The organism is Campylobacter sp. RM16188 (assembly GCF_012978795.1).
GTDB classification, from domain to species: Bacteria; Campylobacterota; Campylobacteria; order Campylobacterales; family Campylobacteraceae; genus Campylobacter_A; species Campylobacter_A canis.
This window is the reverse complement of the sequence record NZ_LIWQ01000004.1, coordinates 1-18,333: the sequence shown is the minus strand read 5'-3', so window position 1 is coordinate 18,333 and position 18,333 is coordinate 1. Positions and strand designations below refer to the sequence as shown.

Sequence of the window (18,333 nt, the reverse complement as noted above, 5' to 3'; positions counted from 1 at the left end):
TTAAAGCGATTATATCATAATATCATATAAAGTATATATTATTTATAATATTACTATTATTATTATATAAAGTATGATATAATATTTTAAATTTTAAAAACAAGGAGTAAAGAATGAGTAAAACCAGAAAAGAAGTTGCAAACAAAATACAAAACATCTTGGATGCTCTTGATTTAAATGTGATGAAAGCAGCCAGAGAATTAGAACTTAACGGCTTTGATGAACTTGAAAGTTATCTTGAGGGCAGCTCTGCGCCAGATTTTAAATTTTTAGAAAAATTTGCTAAGAAATTTAATGTTTGTCTTGAGTATTTCTTTGATGATAATGTTGCTCCGTTTAAGATGGACACTATTAATTGCAGCATAAAACAACTTATAGAGAATTCTGAGCAGTATGAAGCCTTTTTTATAATAGAAAGCAATGACGAACAAAGACATACAAAAATAATAGCCAAAGAGCGAGGCGATACTTATAAAAAATTTGTAGTAGATTTTTGTATCGGCGAAGATTATTTTATGGAGCATAGGGAACAAGAGGACTTATTTGGACTTTATAAATTTTATAGTAGCAATAAATGGCATATCAAACTACTAAGCCTTTCAGCCAAAGACTATGATACCCTTTTGTCCGGAGAAATTCCTGCTAAAAAGATATTGTCGGATGCAAAAATATCGTTTAAATTATTCGATTTGCTTGAGCTAAATGAAGAATTAGTTAAAAAATATGAGCCTTACCTCAAAGATGTTCTCAGTATAATTAAATACAAAAAGAAAGAGGCTGAAAAATGATAAAAATACTATATGACTACCACCTAAGTAAGCTTGAAAATGCAGTTAATGATTTAATAAAAGACGGCTATTCTCTTGCCGGAGGACTAAGCGTTTTAAAAGACTATTACGTGCAAGTGCTTGAAAAGGACTCCGAGATTGATTTTGGCGATAAAAATATAGACAAGAGAGATGAGCTTGAAAAATTTGCCAAACAAAAAATCTCAGAAGGCAAACAATACATATCTTTTTCTTGCCCCACAATAAAAGGGCTAGAATTTTATATCAACTATGCAATCACACAAGGCTATGAGCCTTTAGGCGAAATTCAGTTTAAAGGCATACAATTTAGTCAAATAATGGCAAAAGCAGAGTGAGATTAGCAATCAAGATATGGGTTGATTTCTAAGCAATAACCAGAGAGCAAGGCAGTAATTATAAAATTTGCAGTAAATTTTTTTGTATCGGCAAAGCTTATTTTATGTAATAGAGAGCAAGAAGATTTATTTGGGTTTTATAAATTTTTATAGTGGTAACAAATGGAATATTAAGCTACCAAGCCTTTGAGCTAAGGATTATGATGCCCTTCGTTGAGCTCAATGAAGAATTGGTTTAAAAATATGAACCTTACATAAAGCAAGCTCTTGATATAATCAAATATAAAAACAAAGAGGCTAAAAGCAATAAAGCCTAAAAAGAGGAAAGCTAATATGGCAACTATCGCAGAAAAAGATATTTTGATAGAAGAGAACGCTTACGTGATGGCGATTTGCAAAATAGAGGATGAAGAAACAATAAAAAAATGTAAAAAACTACGAAATTTTCTATATAGAACAAGCGAAGAGCTTATTGATTTTAAAGGAACTTTAAAATTTATTGAAAAAATCGAAAAAGCAAGAGAAAAATAGTATGAATGAGCTGCTAGAATGGATTTGGCATAAAACTATTGATAGCAATATCACAACGCAGCTAAATCCTATCGGCTATGTATTGGGAGGACAGCCCGGCGCAGGTAAATCTAAACTTACTGAAAAAATACAAGATGCTAGCAGTTACAATATTTTAGTTATTAATGCGGACGAGTTTAGAAAATATCATCCTCATTATCACGAATTTCAAATTCAAAACGATAAAACTTCACAGGATAAAACATCGAATTTTATAGCAGAAGCAACAGAATATATGCTAAAAAGAGCGATAAAAAATCGTTTTAATTTAGTTGTTGAAGGCACTTTTAGAACGGCTACAACTCCTATAAAAACGTTAAAACTATTAAAAGAAAATAACTATCAAACTAGCGTTAATATTTTGCTTACAAGCCAAGAATTAAGTTGGGCTAGTTGTGTAGAGAGATACGAAAAGGCTATAAAATTTAAAAGGCATACACCAAAAGCACATCACGATTTGGTTATTTCTAAAATAGCACAAAATATAGATGAAGTTTTACAGAGCAAACTAGCCGATAAGCTAGAAATTTTCATAAGAGATTTTAACGGTGAATTGATTGATTTATTTTCTAGCAAGAAAGATATTTATAGCCAAGATTTAGTAAATAAAATTTTAGAATGCACTACTCAAAACGAACTAGAAAATATTATTAAAAACAAGAAAATGATACATAATATTTTAGAAATCAAAGAAAATTTGCAGAATACTAATGAAAATAATACTTCCTGCCGTCCAAGATTTAAACCGTAATACCAATATATTTTTAAATTTAAGAGAAGCTCAAGTCGATTTTTTATAATCGCTTGAGCTTATAAAATGTTAGGGGGTTGCCAAAGACCTTATAATGGAAGGTTACTGCCCTAACCGCTATATTTTAGGATTATAGCAATACAAATATAAAGTTTTGATTAATAATTTATTTTAAATAATAATATGCCTTCAATAAACTTTACTTGATAAATAAATTTCTGTTTGGGATATTAAGGTTAATATTTGGAAGCTTATCGGATTTTACCGGTTTCACAATTAAAATATAACCGTTGTCTTCCTCGACCCATAAATCAAAAAAATCTTTTTTTGATTGGATATAATAGCCCGAATTCGGGTCAAATACGCTTACAAAATCCCCATTGTGATTTTGAACTACAACAAAATGAGCATAGTTCTCTCTGTTATCTACTCTAGCTATTACGGGGATTTCAAGATTATTGAAAATATCCTTATCTATTTTAAATCCGCCGGCTTCAAAATTCATTCTTCTAGCAATATTTGCCATCTCATTGAAATTTAGCATATCGGTCTTTCTAATAGCATCTATAATATCTTCTTCCGTATAGCTGTTCCCGTAAAAATTCATAATAGTCGCTAATGCGGATGCACCGCAAGATTCTTCATATCCTTGCAAAATAGTATCTTTGGTTCTTATTTCTTTGAAAGACTTTACTTTAAATGCTTCATCTTGCGCCGTTAGACAAGAGATAAAAAACAAAAAAATTAGAATTTTTGCCACAACGAAATAGTCAATGAAGAGTCTGGGGACTTAGAAGTGCCACCAATCGACCCTGATACCGATAGAGATGTTTTGGTGCTAAGCGAGTATGTAGCCCCTATATCCACGTTTGAAATCATAGATGTTTCAGACCCTCTTTTGTTATTTATTTTTGTTTTTGTTTGATAAATTTGTGCAAATCCTAATTCAAGCGAAAATTTTGGATTTAATATAATCGAAAAATCAAATCCTGCGGAGAATGTATTGCCATTGTTAATTTTATAGCCTCCAATAGTTTCATCCAGATTAATTGTTGAGCCAAAATATATAGAGGATATTACAGGGTCGGAGAAATTCCTAAAGCTAGCTTTGGCTGAGAATGATTTTAAAGAGGAATTCTTACTTACTCCCAAGTATCTATTTTTCTTTAAAGCTGCTACTTGAAGTGTTAAATAAGGTTTAAAAAGCCCTATTGTATCAAACGCATAAGTTCCTCCCACCCAAACAGAATCAAGGTCTGTTGAATCATCGTGTGCATATAAGTCCGGGATGCTAAAATACTCTCTGCGCTTTTTGCTACCATTTATAGCTATCAAAGCATCGAAATTTTGTGTAAAGTCATATAAAAAAGTCTGTTGCAACGACAATATTTTTACATCTCTCCAAAACCTTCCTTCATTGTTTATAGATACATTAGGATATATATCAAAAGCGTAAGAGTTATCGCTAGATAATGTTCTAAGAGAGGTAATACTTCTTAATCCTTTTTGGTTTTGAAAGATAGAGTCAAGAGTTATAGCGTCCGATGCCAACAAGGATTGTATGAATAAAAAAATAGCCGCTAGAAATATCTTCTTCAATTTTAAAATCCTTTTTGTGAAAATTTAATATAGTATTATACATTATTTAAATTTTATATGTTTAAATTTAAGCTTCTACCTATCGGAAATTCTACTTTAGCTTTTTTCTCAAATGTCTTGGTGAAGTCATAGTTGTCTATTAAAGCTTGATGTTTTTGGTAAAACTCTCTGTTTGATTTGTTTAAACTCTCTAAAAGCTCATCAAACATCTTATTGGCTAAGTCCATATTCTCCAAACTAACCTCTTTAGTATATTCGGCTCTTAGATTTGCTAATCTATCTGCTCCTAAAAAGTCTTGAATACTCTTACCGCTCTTTAAGAAATCATAATATGCTTTAACTCTTTGGGTTCTATTTCCGTCATAATCCCACTCAAAAGTATCCGTTCTAATAAAGTGAGCGAACATCTGAGCTATTGATACTTGATGGCTTGGTTCATCGCCGAAAGCATCGCCCATAGTCGTCTTATTATCGTCTTTTATCTTTTTAATCGAACGTAAATCCGTATTTGAATCAGAGTAAGACGGTAAGCCGGCAAAATTTACAGCCGTATATCCGTTATCTAACTCTCCTTGCGTTAGTCCCGTTATATCGTTCTCTTTGCAAGCTAATAAATGTTCTTCTGGTGTATATTGCACATCTATTAAATCTCCTAGTATTGAACCCGTTGAATTATATGACATTGGCATAGTCTTTAAATCGGCTATACCAAGTAGCTTCTCTCCGCTTAAGTAATCGGGATTCCTAACAAGCTTGCTAAAGAAATTCCAAGCTTTTGAGATAGCTTCAACGGGACTATATCCCGAATTTGTTTTATTAGCATATTGGCTTATTTGTTCAAGTGTCTTTACGTGAATTTTAACAGCCTTTGGTATGCCTGCCGCTTGATTAAAATCAGGTTCAAGAAATCCTTTATCGTCAGCCTTAAAGCCAAATTTTGTAAAATTAGTATAAATGCTTGAGCTGTTCTCTTTGGCTGCTAGTGCGGAATCGAAATTTAAATCAGTAGATTTGGTCGCTACTGAATTTAATGGAGATATAGCCGAGTTCTGCGCAGTTAAAATTTGACGAGAGTAGTTTAAATTTGAAGTTATCATAGCTTAAACCTTTCTAATTAGCTTAAAAAGGTTTAAGCAAAATACGTTCCAGATTATCTTAAATATCCGGGAACTAATCCTTCTAGGCGTTCTTTAACATTTCTAACATATTTGTAAGAGAGCATCGAGAGTTCTCTGCTTGTTATCGGCACTGGTTTAACATTATAAACATAGCCTTTTTCAGTATGCTTAAATCCCGGCAAACTGTCGCCGTGTCTATAAGCTAAAAATATCTTATAGCCGCTTTCCCAATCTTTTCCATACTTCTCTCCAACTAGCCAATAACTATCACCATCATAGCTTTCGGTAATCTTACCAATAACTTGAGCTGCTCCCCAAGCTATATTTGTATCTCTATAAATATAGTCCCCTCCGACTATATTTTTCATCTCAGTATCGTTAAGCTGAGATTCTACGGCTTTGTCCGGACTTACATAACCGTTGGTGGCGGAAGTTAGAAGATTGTCAGACGCTAGAGCGTAACCACAAAGAACTAATGTAGCTAAAGTCAATTTAGTAATTAACTTTTTCATTTTTATCTCCTTTATGATAAATGTTTTCAATTAGCGTATTCTATCATATATTTATTAAAAAGGATATTTAACTAATAATATTGCCACTTAATGCCTTGCATTAAGTAAGCCGTTTATTTGTTTTTCTGCCCATTTAGCCATATCTATTTCGCCTCTATTTTTATTATAAAATAATCTGATATTAAATTCGCCAAAATTAAAATCAATCGAACTGATATGCTTGCTTCGCTTCAATGCTTTATTAGTTGAGAAAAGCAAATAGTGTTTGTAATCTATTGCACAATTTGGTTTTACGAGCTTTGAAAACTGGAAATTTACTTTAATGAGAGATTTTATTTCGCTAAATAAAGATGTTAGTAGATTATCTAAATTTGCACTAGCCTGTTTAATTGCTTTTTGCTCTTTCTCTAATTCGTTAAGCCAAGTCATTTCTGTTTGATTACTCATAAACGTCCTTTCTATGCCCCACTCTTACAACCAAGATTATTAGCTCATTTAAATTCTTTTTATAGATAACTCTATATGTTCTAAGTCTTAGTCTATAACATCCTTCCATATCGCCTTTTAATTTCTTAATAGTTTCTTTTTTTAGAAGGATTTTCTCTTGTTCTTCAGAAAAGTTCTCAATAAAACTATTTAATGAGCTAATAATCTTCTGGGCTTCTATATAGCCTATTTTATTAAAATCTTTTTTAACACTGCTTTTATAGTTTAGAGTCCATTCCATTTACGAAATTCTCCATCTCTTTGGCTGATATAACTTCATCTGAAGTATCATTTAGCCTCCTTTTGGCTATTGTCATATCTAAAAAATCAAGATAATACTCGACTGCATCGGAAATTAGACCACTTCTGGTCTTTCCTAGCTCAGCTGAGATATTATCAACCTCATTTTTCAAATAAGAATCGAGTGTGATACTTATTTTTGTTGCCCCACTATTTTCATTAGTCCTTAAAACCATTTTATGCAATCTCCTTTAATCTATCAAAACTATTATAGCTAGAAGTAGGATAAAAAGCAATATTATTATCCTACCAAAGAGTTATTATTTTATATTGTTTTTTACAATTTTATTATCTGCAAAAAACTAGACAGTGTAGAATTTTTATATGGGAAATTTGTTTTTGAATTTAGCTTATGATTGAAATATAAAAAAATACTGTTTTGAAGTTATTATATCAGCCCAATATTTTGTTTTTTAATTTTTCAAGTCTTGATTCTCTATTTTTTATGCTCAAAAAATCCCTTTTAATAAAAGCAGCCCTATCTTCCAATGCTTCTAAAAAATTACAATCATTAATATTGATTCTTGGAATGTCAGTATAATATCTTATTTTCCTATCAAATATATTTAAAGAGTATAAATATGTAAATTCATCCTCAGACAATAATTTCATAAAAAGTGGTTTAAGCAGCTTGTCTTTTTTAGGGATTAGGATGAGGAAATTAATAAATACAAGCATAAAAATCAAGAGCATTAAAACAAGCATTGATATAGCAATCAACGATTCCGCATCTAAGACTCTGTTGCCAAAAATAACATTATCAAAAATAGACTTAGTTTCAATCATACACGAAATAAAAGCAGATGCGGCTAAAATCATTATTGCCATAGCCGTATGTTGCGGTTTCATTTTTATCCTTTTTATATAAAATTTATCTCAACGCTTTCTTGAAATAGTATTAAGCATATTATATTTTATTATCCTGAATTTTATTAGAAAAAATAGAAAAAAGCAACATAGACAAAAATATTCACAAAAAAGTAAATTTGCTTAAAAATAACTTTAAAATTATATTTTTCAGTTAAAAATTGCTTTATTGAAGTATTTTTATAATTTTTATGTATTTTTTGATAAAAACTTCCATAAAAATACATTTTTTACTATTTTTTTACTATTTTTCAAAAAATCTACAAAGCATCTCATTCAAGAAAATGCCATTTTTTTAAAATTTTGGCATAAATTTTAGATTTATATTACATACTAAATAGTATGTAATATAAAAATATCGATAATTTGGTAAGCTGATTTCGCCAAAAGCTCTTATTTTGCTTGCTTAGTATGTAATATTTTTTTACAGATTATTTTTTGTGTCTATTTTTTTTAAAAACATATTGCATTTTATAAAAAGTTGGTATAAAATTCTAATAAATTTTAAAAATCTCATAAAAGGATTAAAAATGGCATTAAAAAAAGTAGAAGTTACGCAAGAAGCGTTAAAAGAAGTTGAAAAAGTTAAAAATGACCTGTTTTTACTAAGTAAAGATGATTTTTCAAAAGTTATCAACGAATTTATTATAAAAGGTGCTAATGCTATACCTCTTAGCTCTGAAAACTTAATACTTTTATCAAATATCTTAGATTTTGCAAAAAAGCTTAATAAAAGTGATGAAATTCAAGATATTTTGAAAGAAAAACTAAAAGAGATGAATAAAGAGCTTATTGAGAAGCTTTAAAGGATAAAAAATGGAAAAAGAGTTGTCCAACAAAATACCTGAGATAATAACCGACCCAAGAAAGACATTTGCCTTTAAATTTAGAATGGGTCTGTTTTGGTTGTTTAAAATAGGCTATTGGATAGTCCAAAGCGCAACTATTGTATATCTGCTCTTTGTTCAGCTTTTAGGCAAGCTCACTTATTTTTTTGTTGAAAAAATTGCGGCGAATGGACTTTATGGCACAAAAACAGCGGATGAAGCAAATGAAAATTTAGCCATCTTAGCTCCTTTAGCTTGGGGGCAAGGGTTAAATAAAGTCCTAAATTTCGTATATTTTAGTAATCCGTTTTTTGTCTTTATCTTGGTCTATTACGGAATCTATTTTTATGTCAATCATACTTTTTTCTTGATGGTCGGTGCGCCGCTGCTTGCCGTTGTTATACTTACGGTAAGAGGAAACGCCTATACGATAAGCATAGCTCTGGTTTTGGCAGCTGCTATGCTTTTAATAGTAGGCATCCTCTTTGCTTATTGGACTACAATCAGACATAACTATCAAGATTTCTTCGATATAGGTATGTATATAGTTATTGCAGCCTTCATCGTAAAATCATTTTTTGTAATGTTTTCCGTATTTCCGCAAGATATGGAACAAGCCGAAAAAGCGTGCAAACAGCCTGTATTTCTTCCGTTTTTATTTTTAAAAAGAGTGTTTGACTTTAAGGTAACGCCGTTTATAGGAATTTTATATGTTCTTGGAGCTTACAAGATTATAACCTTGATAGTTAAGCACATAATGCTAAAAGACTACATAGACTATCAGCTAATATCTGATGCCAAGAGCATATTTGCGCCTATAATTGATATAACAACGAATAGCCCAAGAGTAAATTTGGAATGGAGCTATACTATTTATGACGATGCAACTGCAAGAAGCGTAATCATACAAAGCATAGATGGGTATAAAAGATATATCCGATGGAGATTAGATGAGATGATAGGAACTATCGTCTTTTACTCTTGTGTCTTTACGGGAGCAAGAGCAGCCGGAGGATATTTAGTTCTATATAGGCTAACAAGAGATGGCTTAGAAAGTCAATTAAAGCGTCTGTTTGGCGGCTTTGGAAACATATATACAGATATGTGGTTTAAAAGATGGTTTTTACACTCCTTATTCTCTGCCGTATTTTTTGCGACAGCCTATAAGTTATTATGGTTTGGTTATTATCCAAACACTGAGGAGCAATATGTCAATCAGTATGAAAAAGAGCTAAGAGAAAAAGCAATCAAGCAATACGATGAGTGTATCGACCAAAATTTTGATAGAGAGCCGGGATATGATTACATACTAAAACTAAAAAGCAATGGTCAGTATTGTCCTGATACAGACTCTTTTTATAATCAAATTAAAAGAGAAGAAGAGAGAAAATGGAGCAATCATTGGAACGTAAGAGTTATTGAGAAAAAAGAAAATGGAAATAAATAAAATTTACCAGAGCGATTGCATAGAATTTATGAAATCGCTCCCGGGCAATTCAATAGATGCTGTAATTACAGACCCGCCTTACGGCACAACAAATTGTAAGTGGGATAAGGCAATTCCATTCGAGCTAATGTGGGCAGAACTCAATCGTATTGTCAAGAAAAATGCTGCAATAGTGCTATTTGGAAGTCAGCCATTTTCAAGTCAGCTAATATGCAGCAATATTAAAAATTTTAAATATGAGTGGATTTGGAATAAGAGAATAGGGGGCAATCCTCTTAACGCTAAAGTAATGCCTATGAAAATACACGAAAACATTATGGTTTTTAACAAACACAATTATTACCCAATAATGACGCAGGGCGAGATGAAAAGTAAGGGTTTTGGCTTAAAAAAGCCTATGGAGCAGTTTAACAGAACTAGCCTTGAGCGAAAACCCAAAGAGAACGACCTATATTACCCTAAAAGCATTTTAGACAATAATACTTTTAGCAAGGGAAACAGAGGCAGGAAGGAAGAATTCTTGCATCCTACTCAAAAGCCGTTAGAGCTTATAAAATATCTTGTCCTAACCTATTCGCAAAAGGATGATATAGTTTTGGATTTTGCTATGGGTAGCGGCACAACGGCAGTAGCCTGTAAAGAGTTGAACAGAAATTTTATCGGCTGTGAGATTAACCCGGATTATATACAGATTGCGAACAAAAGAGTAAAATACGCTATTAAAAACATTATTTAAAGGAGAAACAGTGAAGATTTTTATAAATGGCAAGCAAGTAATGGAACTTAAGGATGACGAAGACTTAGAATTTGATTTTAAGGGCAGAAGCTCAGACATAGTTATTGGGAATGGAAATATTTGCATCAGTGGCGGAAATAACCAGATAGGCAACAACAACTATCAAAACACCATAGGCTCATCATCAGCAAATAGTTCAGGTGGTATCAAAATTGAAATAGACGGAAATGCCGGGAATGTAACAACGACTTTCGGTAGTATTTTGATAAGTGGCGATTGTAGGGATGCAAGAACAGCGAGCGGCAATATAAAAGCTAAAACGATAAAAGGAAACGCAGAAACGTCAAGCGGCAATATAAAAGCAGACGAAATTCACGGAAAATGCTCTACAATGTCAGGAAATATAAGTAAGTGGTAGAAAGATAGCCCCGTAGCTATTTCGGGGCTTAACAAACATATTATTTCTTTAAACTCATTACCAAAATTTCACTCTCCATTATTTTGGCATTGAGCTTGTTAATTTCTGCATCAATATTAATGCACTTTAAATTCGTTGTTTTCTCAAGCTCATAGTTTTGCTTGTTTAACTGAAAGACCATCAGCTCATATTTTCTTTGCATAGCAGCAGAATCAACAAGCTTAACCCCTTGAAGCTTATTGATTTTGTCTTGCTCTTTGATGGTTTTTTCTATAATTCTTCTAATATCCATAGTTTTTTGCTGGAGCATAGCAACAAATTTGCTATGCCCGGTTTGAGAGCCGCCGCCATCTTGGCTGATACAAATAGGACAGCAAACTTTCGGAGGGCAGGGAAAGCAGGCTTGAGCAGAGATAACAAAAGTTCCGCTCAATAACCCGGCTGTTAAAATTTTACTTACTTGCATTTGTAATTCCAACCTCAAAATATTTAATTCCAAGCGGATTGATAATAGAGCCGTTCATCAAATCAAAGAAGCCCTTAGCCCTGATTTGAACAGTTCCATCCTTTTTATCAAATGTGTTTGTCATAGAGTTATATACATAGCTATTTACAAAGACATTGACAACTATCGAAAACGTCTGTGTTTGGTCGTCCCAAGTGTAAGTTGAAATAGTAGAATCAACAGGCAAAATTTGGTCTGGTAAAGTATCTCTTTCTATTGCTTGAGATAAACCGGCAAGGAGCGTTTTATAAAAACCGAACGCATTAGGATATTTCTCATTTCCTAAAGCTATAAAGTTTTCACCAAATTCCTTAAGCGGCAAATAGTTATCAAAAATATCATCAGGAGTTCTAATCTTAACAGTGTAGTTCTTTGTAACTCTTGAAGCATCAGTAATAACATAATCGACTAGATTGTTTTTGATTGCGCTCTTAAATTTTGAATCGCTTGACGCGTCTATTCTCGCCTTTTCGCTAAAGGCTACTTGACCGTTTTGCCCAACAAAAACAACACCTTTAACTTCTTGTTCAAGTAAAGATTTTATTGCTTGATTTTCTGCTGACATCTTCTGAGTTGCGAAAAAAACAAAAGCACAAATGGCTATATTAGATAGCCACACAAGCCACCAATTCATTTTAAAAAAGTTTTTTATTTTGTCGTAAAAATCAATTTTGTCTTGAATTTTCATATTATTGTTCCTTTGTTTTGTATTTGCTTAGTGTTTGTGCCGTTTCATCGGCAAGTTGCCTTATATGATGTTGTTTAGCTAGTATATCTTCCTTGCCTTGCGCTATCTTTTCTCTGAAATCAAGCAGGCATTCCTCAAGATATTCAAAACGCTCAATAAGAGCTTCTTCGTTTTCTAGCCTTTTTTTCTCTTGATATTTTTTATACCAAAAGCTATCTCGCACTTCTAGCGGAGAACGTTTTTTCTTGCTTTGTCCATCTATGTTCGGGAAAAACGTCATAGATTTTACAGCATAAAACCCTACATTGATTTGTCTTGAGCTGTCATAAATTTTAGAGTAACGGCTCTTTATCTCGTTCTCTTGAGTTTTAAGCTCTTGAGTTTTAAGCTTCGCAGACAAAAATTTTGTCATCAGAGCAAAAAGCCTGTCAAGTTCAAGTTTTTTATTCTCATTGATAAAATTTAAGTCGTTGTCAAAATATTCATCAAGCGTTTCAGCATAATTTACTGCTTGAGAAGGTGTTATAAGCCTATTTTGCGATAAGAAAAGTAGAGCATTTTTTTTGTTTAAAGGCAGCTCGGTTTCTTTTATAGGCGATAATGCCTTATTGAAAGGTGTTAAGCTCTTATGAGGTATTAGCTCAAAGGCTTCTTCAGGAGGCATATAATTATTTTCTACGCGAGAATAGTTGATAAAGCCGGCTGAGTAATCAGCTTGAAGCTCGTTCATATATTTTTTTACTTTTTTGGCGTATTGTCCCATCTTTCCACTCCAAATTGTTCATTAATTACTTCTGTTAATCTTTTAATAACTCTTGATATGTTTTCAACATAACTTACTTTCTTCGCATCAAATTTATTGCTTGTTTCACCTAACATATATTCATAATTGATAGGAAAAAAGCCTCTCTGTAAGTCAGAAATGAATCCATTTACCATAGCATCGGCAAATGCTTTAATACCAATATCTTGCAATCTGCCTTCTTTCGCATACTCTTCCATAGTCTTTCTTATGCGCATAAGCGTTTTTCCAAGCTCACCGGCATTACGATTAATAAGCCCAATAAGATATTGAGTTGCCAGAAATTCATAAATAATCCTGTCCGAGTAGGCATAAGAGGTAGGAATTTCAAACATCTTGGTATTAAACCCGGCATTGTAAATAGCCGTAAAAATTTTCTGCTCTTTTTCACCAAGCGAAACTGTCGTATTTTCAAGAAATAGTATAAAAAAGTCTATAATAGTATTTTGCCTAAAAAGCTCTCTTGCAAAGCTTTCCATACCCATATCGCTGGCGATTTTTTTATTGAAAAAATCTATGATAGTTACATCAAAGAGGTTAGACAAAATACCGTTATTTTGGCTTAGATGCTGCCCGTTTTCAAAATCAGCCGTTGATTTGATATAGACAAAGCAGGTTTCGTTTAGCCCGTGCCTTATTTCAGGAGATGAGTAATATCCGTTTTTGCCACTGATGAAATAGGGCATAAGATACATAAAATTTGCATTGTAGGCATTTTCTTTGTGCGTTAATTTCATCATTTCTTTAATATTTTCATCGATGGAAGCCCTGTCCGAAATCATCAAAACTTTAAATTTAGCATAAAAATCAGTAATGCTTTCTATGATATTTGCGGTTTTGTCCTTTTCGTATTTGAGATACGCTTTTTTAATTATATTCTCAGCCTTCTCTAAAAGAAGCCCCCATTTAACACTTACAAATTTTATATAAAATTCAACGATTTTTGAATCCGCATTTTTTAATAAATTTAGCGTCCAGCCGGATTTTTCCTCTCTTCTTTCGTCTTTGAAAAAACTAGCCATAGCCACAATGTTTTTATCGTATAGCTCTCCAATTTCTAACATAAAGCCGAAATGAGTTTCAAAGAAATCAGACGCATCCTGTTTGTTTTTGTCATCACCAAATTTAGATTTTGGCTCTTGCCTAATTACTTTATTGTAAATTACATAAAACAGATAAAAAGGTCTAAATTTAACTAAGAATAGATATAGGCTTTCTCTGTCGTTAGAAAAGTTAGATTTAACGCCGCTGGTTGCTTTTTCGTCAATACATTTTTTAATGTCCTGGACTGCTTCAAGAGCTTTATAAAAACAAAGCAACAAAGCCGGGTATATAGCGTCATCGGAAAATCTGGTTTTTTGCAGGTGAGCTACAAGATTGCTGTCATACTTGTTTAATACTGCGCCACGAATTGTAGTCAAATCAAAACCATCATTGACGATTGTTCCGTCAAAGGATTGTTGAATGAAAAAATTTACTAAATTCGTGATTCTTACCTGCATAGCATTACTTTCTGTCTTGTAGTAGCTTAAGCTCTGCGTTTAAAATATCAATCGTTGCTTCTAGTTTTTCACTATCGGCTTGAACCTTCTCAATCTCAAGCTCTTTTTTTCCGTAATGGACAATTTGTTCTCTTAAAAAAAGGGCGTTTGTCCTGAGAGTTGTTATTGCTTGATTAATGGTATATATAACGCCTGTAAGCTTGCTATACTGCTCCATTTTATTAGATAGCGTCCTTGTTGTTTCTTCTATGTTTTGTCTTCGCAGCTGCTTAAATTGCGCTTCTGATTGCGCTATCGCAGCCGATAATGCAGCTTGAACCTGAGCGCAAGTCAGCCCTGAGTTGTAGCTTACGATATTGCAACTTCCCAGAGCCGATTGTGCAAAGAAAGGGATGCTAAAAATAAAAGCTAAAAGGACTTTTTTCATTTTCTTACCTTATATTAGCCACCAAGAATTTGATTAACAACATCTTGAGCTTCTTTTTTGGCATCCTTAACCATCTCGCCAATCTCATTTAAAACTGCGGTAGAATAGAAAGGCACTGCACACTCTTTGATTTTTGCAAAAGAAATTCTTGCAAGCTCTTTTTTGGCTTCTGTAATTTTATTCATATAAGAGTAAAACAGAGCAGCTTGCATATCTTGCTTTTTGGCTTGAGCTAAGAAATAACCTCTTTTGTTCGGAGGAAGTTGTTTAAGTGCTTCTTGAGAAGTATCTACTATCTCATCTTTATAGATTGACTCTATCGCACTTAATGTCAAAGCCGAAGCTTCTTCCGCTGTTTTTATATAGTTAGATTCTAAAGCTTTTGCTGTGCTAATGCCACTTTTGCCATTTTTTGTATTAGTAAAATATATTTGTTGGCACTCTAAGGCTTCTGCTAGCGTTTTTTTATCAAAGCATCCTGTCGCTCCAGAAACTAAATCTTTGGTGATTTCGCTTCCGACTGTTGTAGATTTAGCAAAACTAGGTGAAGTCGTTTTTGAAAGTTGTCTTGCCGTTTTAATTCTATTTTCAAAAATTTCAGACTGAGAAGGTCGCTCTTGATTTGCCGGAGAACAAATATCATAATAAAATTTTAATTTCTCTTTGGCTTGGGCATTATTTTTAAAATCAGCAAATTCTTTGATAGGAAATTGTTTTAAACAATCGGCTATAACTTCAACCGCTGCGCTGCTTGAGCCGCTATCTTTGTCAATAAAGTTTGAATAAACGACTGAGAAAGCATCCATAGTATCAGAAATCTTTTCGCCATAGATATTCTTTTGGTCGCTTAAGCCCCTTTTTACATCCATACACTTATTAGACGAGCTACTTGATTTGTCCTTTTTTTGATGAACGTCCCCGCCAATCATAGGAAAATATTTATCGGCTTGAGTTAAAATTTCATTTGCCGGGTCTTGTATTTTTTCCTTTACTTTTTTCTTGATTTCTTGTTTGGCTTTCTCTTGCATTTTAGAGAACTCTTCACCGGCTTTAGCCGCTATTTCTTGAGTAGCCCCGTCAATATTTTTACAAAAATTTGTTAAGAAGTTGTCTTCGCATACGCTTCCCATATCTACACCGACCGTGCAAACGCCTAAATCTACACCATCTCGTAATATGTCAAGAATTTTATTAGCACCCTTTGTTAAAATTTTAGCTGTGCCGCCACAAATACCGCTAATGCCATCGAAGCCGAAATCGCTAAGGTCTGGAACTTGACATTGCCCATATAAAAAATTATTGCCAAATTTGAAGCTTTGACCTGTTTTTTGATTCTTAATAATTTTATTGATGGTATTAAAATCAAAATTTGTTATTCCGTTTAATACATCACCGATATTAATTGAAGAGCCTATTTTGCCCCCAATATCGCCAAGACCGCCAAAAGCGGAAAGGTTTGCGCTAAGAAGGCAAGCTACTATGCTTATTTTTGAAATAGATTTGAGCATTGGATATCTCCTGAAGCGTTCTTGCAAAACGTATTAAAATCGTTTTTATTGTTAAAGTAAGCCTTGTATTCACTCGGCATCTCTGCATACTTAATCTTCGCCACGTCAAGAATTCTTTTTATTCTCTCCGTCTTTGGGAAAGACACTCCAAATTCTCTTGTGATGCTTATAGGGGATGTGTTTCCTATTACATTGTCATTGACCGGGTATATAGTATTTGCAGAAGCACTATATACAGGGTTGCTTATATCCGGGTTGTTAAAATTTGAGCCAAAAGAATTGTTGTAGCTTTTTTGTGTATTGCTTTCAAGTTCAGGCAGAATGAAAATATCTTCCAATGACAGCTTTTCCTTTACCTCTGGCGCATCTATTTGGATGATATAGTTTCCGTTGGCATCTCTTGTTCTATAAACTCTAGGGAATGTTATTTTATTGTTGAGCATATAGTATTTACCAGCCTCATAGCTGTCGATAACGGTTCTATACTTTTGCATAGCTTTTACTAGGTCAAAAACCGCTTGCTCATACCCACTCTTGTAAAATTTCTCTGAGGCATCATTGTAGCCTTTTTCATAGTAGAAATTTTGCATATCCGTAAGGTCTTTTAATGCAGGTTGTTCAGCAGCGAACGACAAACCAAGAATTGCCGATGAAATGGTTGTAAGTAGAAGTTTTTTCATTATTGTAATCCTTTTATGTTTTTATAGTTTTTTGCAAATTTATCCAAATAAGTTCTTGGACTGTTGTTTAAATGTCTTATGCTTACTCCTCTGTTGTAACACTCTATAATATTCTCTAAGCCCGTTTTGGCTTTAAGCATATTGTAGCAGCCACGAATTATATCTGCGCCATAAAGCATATTCTTTTTATAGTCCAGATATAACTCCTTTTCTCCTTCTTGGTCTATTCCGTAACCCGCAATCGTTCTTGTATTAAGTTGCATTAGTCCAAAATCATAGTCGATTATTTCTAACGCCTTTTTATTCATTATCATAAAATCATATAAAAATTCCGCACTTTTAACATCAGCCGGAAAAACACTGACATAGGGTAAATTTTTACTCTTTTTTGCTTTATAGCCCACTTGTTGAAATACCCAATGAGTAAAATCGGGGGTTTTAGTCTTAATAGCTATAACATAGGGCTGGAAATCCGTTTCCGTCTTTGCGTAAGCCAAGATAATATCTTTGTCTATGTTAAATTTTTCATCGAGCATTTTAGCTTCAAGATAGACGCTCTCTTTAAAAGAGGTATCAGCCGCTAAAGCAGCCGATACTATAAGAGCCGATATTATCAGGGGTAGAGAAAGTTTCATTTTCCGCTACCATACATCTTTTCTCTGTAGATATAATAGTGATTGCCAGAGTCATAGCCTTTGACTGCCGGCACATCGAATTCTCTATGACCTTTAGTCGCCTTTTTCTTTAATGCACCGTATTTTTTAGCATTGTCCATATCGCCTAGTTCGGCATACATCAAAGATAGATAAGTGCATTGTCCCTTGTCGCTTAATTTCTCGCAACCAAATTTAAGCATATTAGTAGCCTCTTTATCGGCTATAATCTCTTTAGCTGCTTTTATAACATAATGCTCATCTTTTTCTCTATATAATTTTGCAGCTATCAAGTCGGTAGCTATGATTTTGCAAGCACCCATCACTTTCTTTTTATAGCAATACTCAGGCACAGTCTTTGTATAAAATTTCTCAAAATCGCCTTTATTTAAGATGACTTTATTTCTCTCTGCTGCTAAACAATAGTCCTCATTATTTTCGGTTGCACATTTTTTTTGCAAGCTTTTAATATCATCTTCCAAAATTTTAGGATTGATAATGCTATTTGCTATCGCCATATCAGTCGTATAATCATAGCTGTCTTTAGCATTTAGATTTAAGCCTAAAAAGCTTAATGCCAATAAAAAAGTGAATGAAAATTTTGTTAATTTCATTTAATTCTCCTTTGATGTTTTAAAAATTTTATTATAAATTTCTACTCTTTGCAATACCATTTCCTTTTTTTTGCTCATAATACAAATATCTCAACGGGATTATCTTTGTTTATAAGCAGCACCGGCACACCTTTTTCGTTTGTTTTTATTGCGTAACCATCTAACGATGTCTTTTTTGC

25 protein-coding genes are annotated in these 18,333 nt (G+C 33.0%); 8 read left to right on the top strand and 17 right to left on the bottom strand.

Annotation, left to right across the window (positions count from 1 at the left end; genetic code table 11):
- Positions 1–113: 113 nt before the first annotated feature.
- The 4 genes from CDOM16188_RS03070 to CDOM16188_RS03055 all read left to right on the top strand — a co-directional run bounded on the left by CDOM16188_RS03070 (position 114) and on the right by CDOM16188_RS03055 (position 2,465).
- On the top strand, positions 114–788 hold the full coding sequence (locus tag CDOM16188_RS03070) for a hypothetical protein (RefSeq protein WP_172198593.1): 675 nt from the start codon (positions 114–116) through the stop codon (positions 786–788).
- Entirely contained in the window at positions 785–1,144 is a 360-nt protein-coding gene (locus tag CDOM16188_RS03065; RefSeq protein ID WP_172198590.1) for a hypothetical protein, read from the top strand. Before CDOM16188_RS03070 ends, CDOM16188_RS03065 begins: the two co-directional genes overlap by 4 nt.
- 333 nt (positions 1,145–1,477) lie before the next feature.
- Positions 1,478–1,675, top strand: coding sequence for a hypothetical protein (locus CDOM16188_RS03060; RefSeq protein WP_172198587.1), 198 nt, complete (start codon positions 1,478–1,480; stop codon positions 1,673–1,675).
- A gap of 1 nt (position 1,676) precedes the next feature.
- A complete protein-coding gene (locus tag CDOM16188_RS03055) occupies positions 1,677–2,465 on the top strand; it encodes a zeta toxin family protein (protein WP_172198584.1) in 789 nt (262 codons plus the stop codon).
- Positions 2,466–2,664: 199 nt separating this feature from the next.
- Here CDOM16188_RS03055 and CDOM16188_RS03050 read toward each other — a convergent pair whose 3' ends face one another.
- From CDOM16188_RS03050 to CDOM16188_RS03015, 8 genes are all read right to left on the bottom strand, one after another.
- On the bottom strand, positions 2,665–3,225 hold the full coding sequence (locus tag CDOM16188_RS03050) for a cysteine peptidase family C39 domain-containing protein (protein WP_172198581.1): 561 nt from the start codon (positions 3,223–3,225) through the stop codon (positions 2,665–2,667).
- On the bottom strand, positions 3,210–4,064 hold the full coding sequence (locus tag CDOM16188_RS03045) for a hypothetical protein (protein ID WP_172198578.1): 855 nt from the start codon (positions 4,062–4,064) through the stop codon (positions 3,210–3,212). The genes CDOM16188_RS03050 and CDOM16188_RS03045 overlap by 16 nt, the downstream gene beginning before the upstream one ends.
- A gap of 53 nt (positions 4,065–4,117) precedes the next feature.
- Positions 4,118–5,161, bottom strand: coding sequence for a hypothetical protein (locus CDOM16188_RS03040; RefSeq protein ID WP_172198575.1), 1,044 nt, complete (start codon positions 5,159–5,161; stop codon positions 4,118–4,120).
- Between the two features lie 53 nt (positions 5,162–5,214).
- The gene (locus CDOM16188_RS03035; RefSeq protein WP_172198572.1) at positions 5,215–5,694 is read right to left on the bottom strand and encodes a hypothetical protein; all 480 of its coding nucleotides are present in this window, start codon (positions 5,692–5,694) and stop codon (positions 5,215–5,217) included.
- Between the two features lie 87 nt (positions 5,695–5,781).
- Positions 5,782–6,141, bottom strand: coding sequence for a hypothetical protein (locus CDOM16188_RS03030; protein WP_172198570.1), 360 nt, complete (start codon positions 6,139–6,141; stop codon positions 5,782–5,784).
- On the bottom strand, positions 6,134–6,421 hold the full coding sequence (locus tag CDOM16188_RS03025; protein WP_172198569.1) for a type II toxin-antitoxin system RelE/ParE family toxin: 288 nt from the start codon (positions 6,419–6,421) through the stop codon (positions 6,134–6,136). The genes CDOM16188_RS03030 and CDOM16188_RS03025 overlap by 8 nt, the downstream gene beginning before the upstream one ends.
- A complete protein-coding gene (locus CDOM16188_RS03020) occupies positions 6,399–6,593 on the bottom strand; it encodes a hypothetical protein (RefSeq protein ID WP_172198568.1) in 195 nt (64 codons plus the stop codon). The genes CDOM16188_RS03025 and CDOM16188_RS03020 overlap by 23 nt, the downstream gene beginning before the upstream one ends.
- Positions 6,594–6,873: 280 nt before the next feature.
- A complete protein-coding gene (locus tag CDOM16188_RS03015; RefSeq protein WP_172198567.1) occupies positions 6,874–7,329 on the bottom strand; it encodes a hypothetical protein in 456 nt (151 codons plus the stop codon).
- 548 nt (positions 7,330–7,877) lie between these two features.
- Between CDOM16188_RS03015 and CDOM16188_RS03010 the strand changes: the two genes are divergently transcribed.
- The 4 genes from CDOM16188_RS03010 to CDOM16188_RS02995 are packed head-to-tail and all read left to right on the top strand — an operon-like array spanning position 7,878 to position 10,775.
- Entirely contained in the window at positions 7,878–8,153 is a 276-nt protein-coding gene (locus CDOM16188_RS03010; RefSeq protein WP_172198566.1) for a hypothetical protein, read from the top strand.
- Positions 8,154–8,163: 10 nt separating this feature from the next.
- Entirely contained in the window at positions 8,164–9,621 is a 1,458-nt protein-coding gene (locus CDOM16188_RS03005; RefSeq protein ID WP_172198565.1) for a hypothetical protein, read from the top strand.
- 28 nt (positions 9,622–9,649) lie between these two features.
- The gene (locus tag CDOM16188_RS03000; protein ID WP_216656228.1) at positions 9,650–10,357 is read left to right on the top strand and encodes a site-specific DNA-methyltransferase; all 708 of its coding nucleotides are present in this window, start codon (positions 9,650–9,652) and stop codon (positions 10,355–10,357) included.
- 10 nt (positions 10,358–10,367) lie between these two features.
- The gene (locus CDOM16188_RS02995; RefSeq protein WP_172198564.1) at positions 10,368–10,775 is read left to right on the top strand and encodes a hypothetical protein; all 408 of its coding nucleotides are present in this window, start codon (positions 10,368–10,370) and stop codon (positions 10,773–10,775) included.
- A 40-nt stretch (positions 10,776–10,815) separates the two neighbouring features.
- On the opposite strand, the gene CDOM16188_RS02990 is transcribed toward CDOM16188_RS02995, so the two are convergent.
- The 9 genes from CDOM16188_RS02990 to CDOM16188_RS02950 are packed head-to-tail and all read right to left on the bottom strand — an operon-like array spanning position 10,816 to position 18,154.
- Positions 10,816–11,241, bottom strand: coding sequence for a hypothetical protein (locus CDOM16188_RS02990; protein ID WP_172198563.1), 426 nt, complete (start codon positions 11,239–11,241; stop codon positions 10,816–10,818).
- Positions 11,228–11,968, bottom strand: a complete 741-nt coding sequence (locus CDOM16188_RS02985) for a hypothetical protein (protein ID WP_172198562.1) — start codon at positions 11,966–11,968, stop codon at positions 11,228–11,230. Before CDOM16188_RS02985 ends, CDOM16188_RS02990 begins: the two co-directional genes overlap by 14 nt.
- Before the next feature lies 1 nt (position 11,969).
- Positions 11,970–12,731, bottom strand: coding sequence for a hypothetical protein (locus tag CDOM16188_RS02980; RefSeq protein WP_172198561.1), 762 nt, complete (start codon positions 12,729–12,731; stop codon positions 11,970–11,972).
- Complete coding sequence (locus CDOM16188_RS02975) at positions 12,707–14,272, bottom strand: hypothetical protein (protein WP_172198559.1); 1,566 nt, start codon at positions 14,270–14,272, stop codon at positions 12,707–12,709. Before CDOM16188_RS02975 ends, CDOM16188_RS02980 begins: the two co-directional genes overlap by 25 nt.
- A gap of 4 nt (positions 14,273–14,276) precedes the next feature.
- Entirely contained in the window at positions 14,277–14,699 is a 423-nt protein-coding gene (locus CDOM16188_RS02970; RefSeq protein WP_172198556.1) for a hypothetical protein, read from the bottom strand.
- A 14-nt stretch (positions 14,700–14,713) separates the two neighbouring features.
- The gene (locus tag CDOM16188_RS02965) at positions 14,714–16,207 is read right to left on the bottom strand and encodes a hypothetical protein (protein WP_172198553.1); all 1,494 of its coding nucleotides are present in this window, start codon (positions 16,205–16,207) and stop codon (positions 14,714–14,716) included.
- A complete protein-coding gene (locus CDOM16188_RS02960; protein WP_172198550.1) occupies positions 16,183–16,887 on the bottom strand; it encodes a hypothetical protein in 705 nt (234 codons plus the stop codon). The genes CDOM16188_RS02965 and CDOM16188_RS02960 overlap by 25 nt, the downstream gene beginning before the upstream one ends.
- Positions 16,887–17,522, bottom strand: a complete 636-nt coding sequence (locus CDOM16188_RS02955) for a transglycosylase SLT domain-containing protein (RefSeq protein WP_172198547.1) — start codon at positions 17,520–17,522, stop codon at positions 16,887–16,889. The genes CDOM16188_RS02960 and CDOM16188_RS02955 overlap by 1 nt, the downstream gene beginning before the upstream one ends.
- Positions 17,519–18,154, bottom strand: a complete 636-nt coding sequence (locus CDOM16188_RS02950) for a hypothetical protein (protein ID WP_172198530.1) — start codon at positions 18,152–18,154, stop codon at positions 17,519–17,521. The genes CDOM16188_RS02955 and CDOM16188_RS02950 overlap by 4 nt, the downstream gene beginning before the upstream one ends.
- Between the last annotated feature and the right edge of the window lie 179 nt (positions 18,155–18,333).

Bases quoted from the DNA above. Each gene is read 5' to 3' on its own strand.
- CDOM16188_RS03070 (WP_172198593.1), top strand. From the start codon at position 114: ATGAGTAAAACCAGAAAAGAAGTTGCAAACAAAATACAAAACATCTTG.
- CDOM16188_RS03065 (WP_172198590.1), top strand. From the start codon at position 785: ATGATAAAAATACTATATGACTACCACCTAAGTAAGCTTGAAAATGCA.
- CDOM16188_RS03060 (WP_172198587.1), top strand. From the start codon at position 1,478: ATGGCAACTATCGCAGAAAAAGATATTTTGATAGAAGAGAACGCTTAC.
- CDOM16188_RS03055 (WP_172198584.1), top strand. From the start codon at position 1,677: ATGAATGAGCTGCTAGAATGGATTTGGCATAAAACTATTGATAGCAAT.
- CDOM16188_RS03040 (WP_172198575.1), bottom strand. From the start codon at position 5,161: ATGATAACTTCAAATTTAAACTACTCTCGTCAAATTTTAACTGCGCAG.
- CDOM16188_RS03035 (WP_172198572.1), bottom strand. From the start codon at position 5,694: ATGAAAAAGTTAATTACTAAATTGACTTTAGCTACATTAGTTCTTTGT.
- CDOM16188_RS03030 (WP_172198570.1), bottom strand. From the start codon at position 6,141: ATGAGTAATCAAACAGAAATGACTTGGCTTAACGAATTAGAGAAAGAG.
- CDOM16188_RS03025 (WP_172198569.1), bottom strand. From the start codon at position 6,421: ATGGAATGGACTCTAAACTATAAAAGCAGTGTTAAAAAAGATTTTAAT.
- CDOM16188_RS03015 (WP_172198567.1), bottom strand. From the start codon at position 7,329: ATGAAACCGCAACATACGGCTATGGCAATAATGATTTTAGCCGCATCT.
- CDOM16188_RS03010 (WP_172198566.1), top strand. From the start codon at position 7,878: ATGGCATTAAAAAAAGTAGAAGTTACGCAAGAAGCGTTAAAAGAAGTT.
- CDOM16188_RS03005 (WP_172198565.1), top strand. From the start codon at position 8,164: ATGGAAAAAGAGTTGTCCAACAAAATACCTGAGATAATAACCGACCCA.
- CDOM16188_RS03000 (WP_216656228.1), top strand. From the start codon at position 9,650: ATGAAATCGCTCCCGGGCAATTCAATAGATGCTGTAATTACAGACCCG.
- CDOM16188_RS02990 (WP_172198563.1), bottom strand. From the start codon at position 11,241: ATGCAAGTAAGTAAAATTTTAACAGCCGGGTTATTGAGCGGAACTTTT.
- CDOM16188_RS02985 (WP_172198562.1), bottom strand. From the start codon at position 11,968: ATGAAAATTCAAGACAAAATTGATTTTTACGACAAAATAAAAAACTTT.
- CDOM16188_RS02980 (WP_172198561.1), bottom strand. From the start codon at position 12,731: ATGGGACAATACGCCAAAAAAGTAAAAAAATATATGAACGAGCTTCAA.
- CDOM16188_RS02975 (WP_172198559.1), bottom strand. From the start codon at position 14,272: ATGCAGGTAAGAATCACGAATTTAGTAAATTTTTTCATTCAACAATCC.
- CDOM16188_RS02970 (WP_172198556.1), bottom strand. From the start codon at position 14,699: ATGAAAAAAGTCCTTTTAGCTTTTATTTTTAGCATCCCTTTCTTTGCA.
- CDOM16188_RS02965 (WP_172198553.1), bottom strand. From the start codon at position 16,207: ATGCTCAAATCTATTTCAAAAATAAGCATAGTAGCTTGCCTTCTTAGC.
- CDOM16188_RS02960 (WP_172198550.1), bottom strand. From the start codon at position 16,887: ATGAAAAAACTTCTACTTACAACCATTTCATCGGCAATTCTTGGTTTG.
- CDOM16188_RS02955 (WP_172198547.1), bottom strand. From the start codon at position 17,522: ATGAAACTTTCTCTACCCCTGATAATATCGGCTCTTATAGTATCGGCT.
- CDOM16188_RS02950 (WP_172198530.1), bottom strand. From the start codon at position 18,154: ATGAAATTAACAAAATTTTCATTCACTTTTTTATTGGCATTAAGCTTT.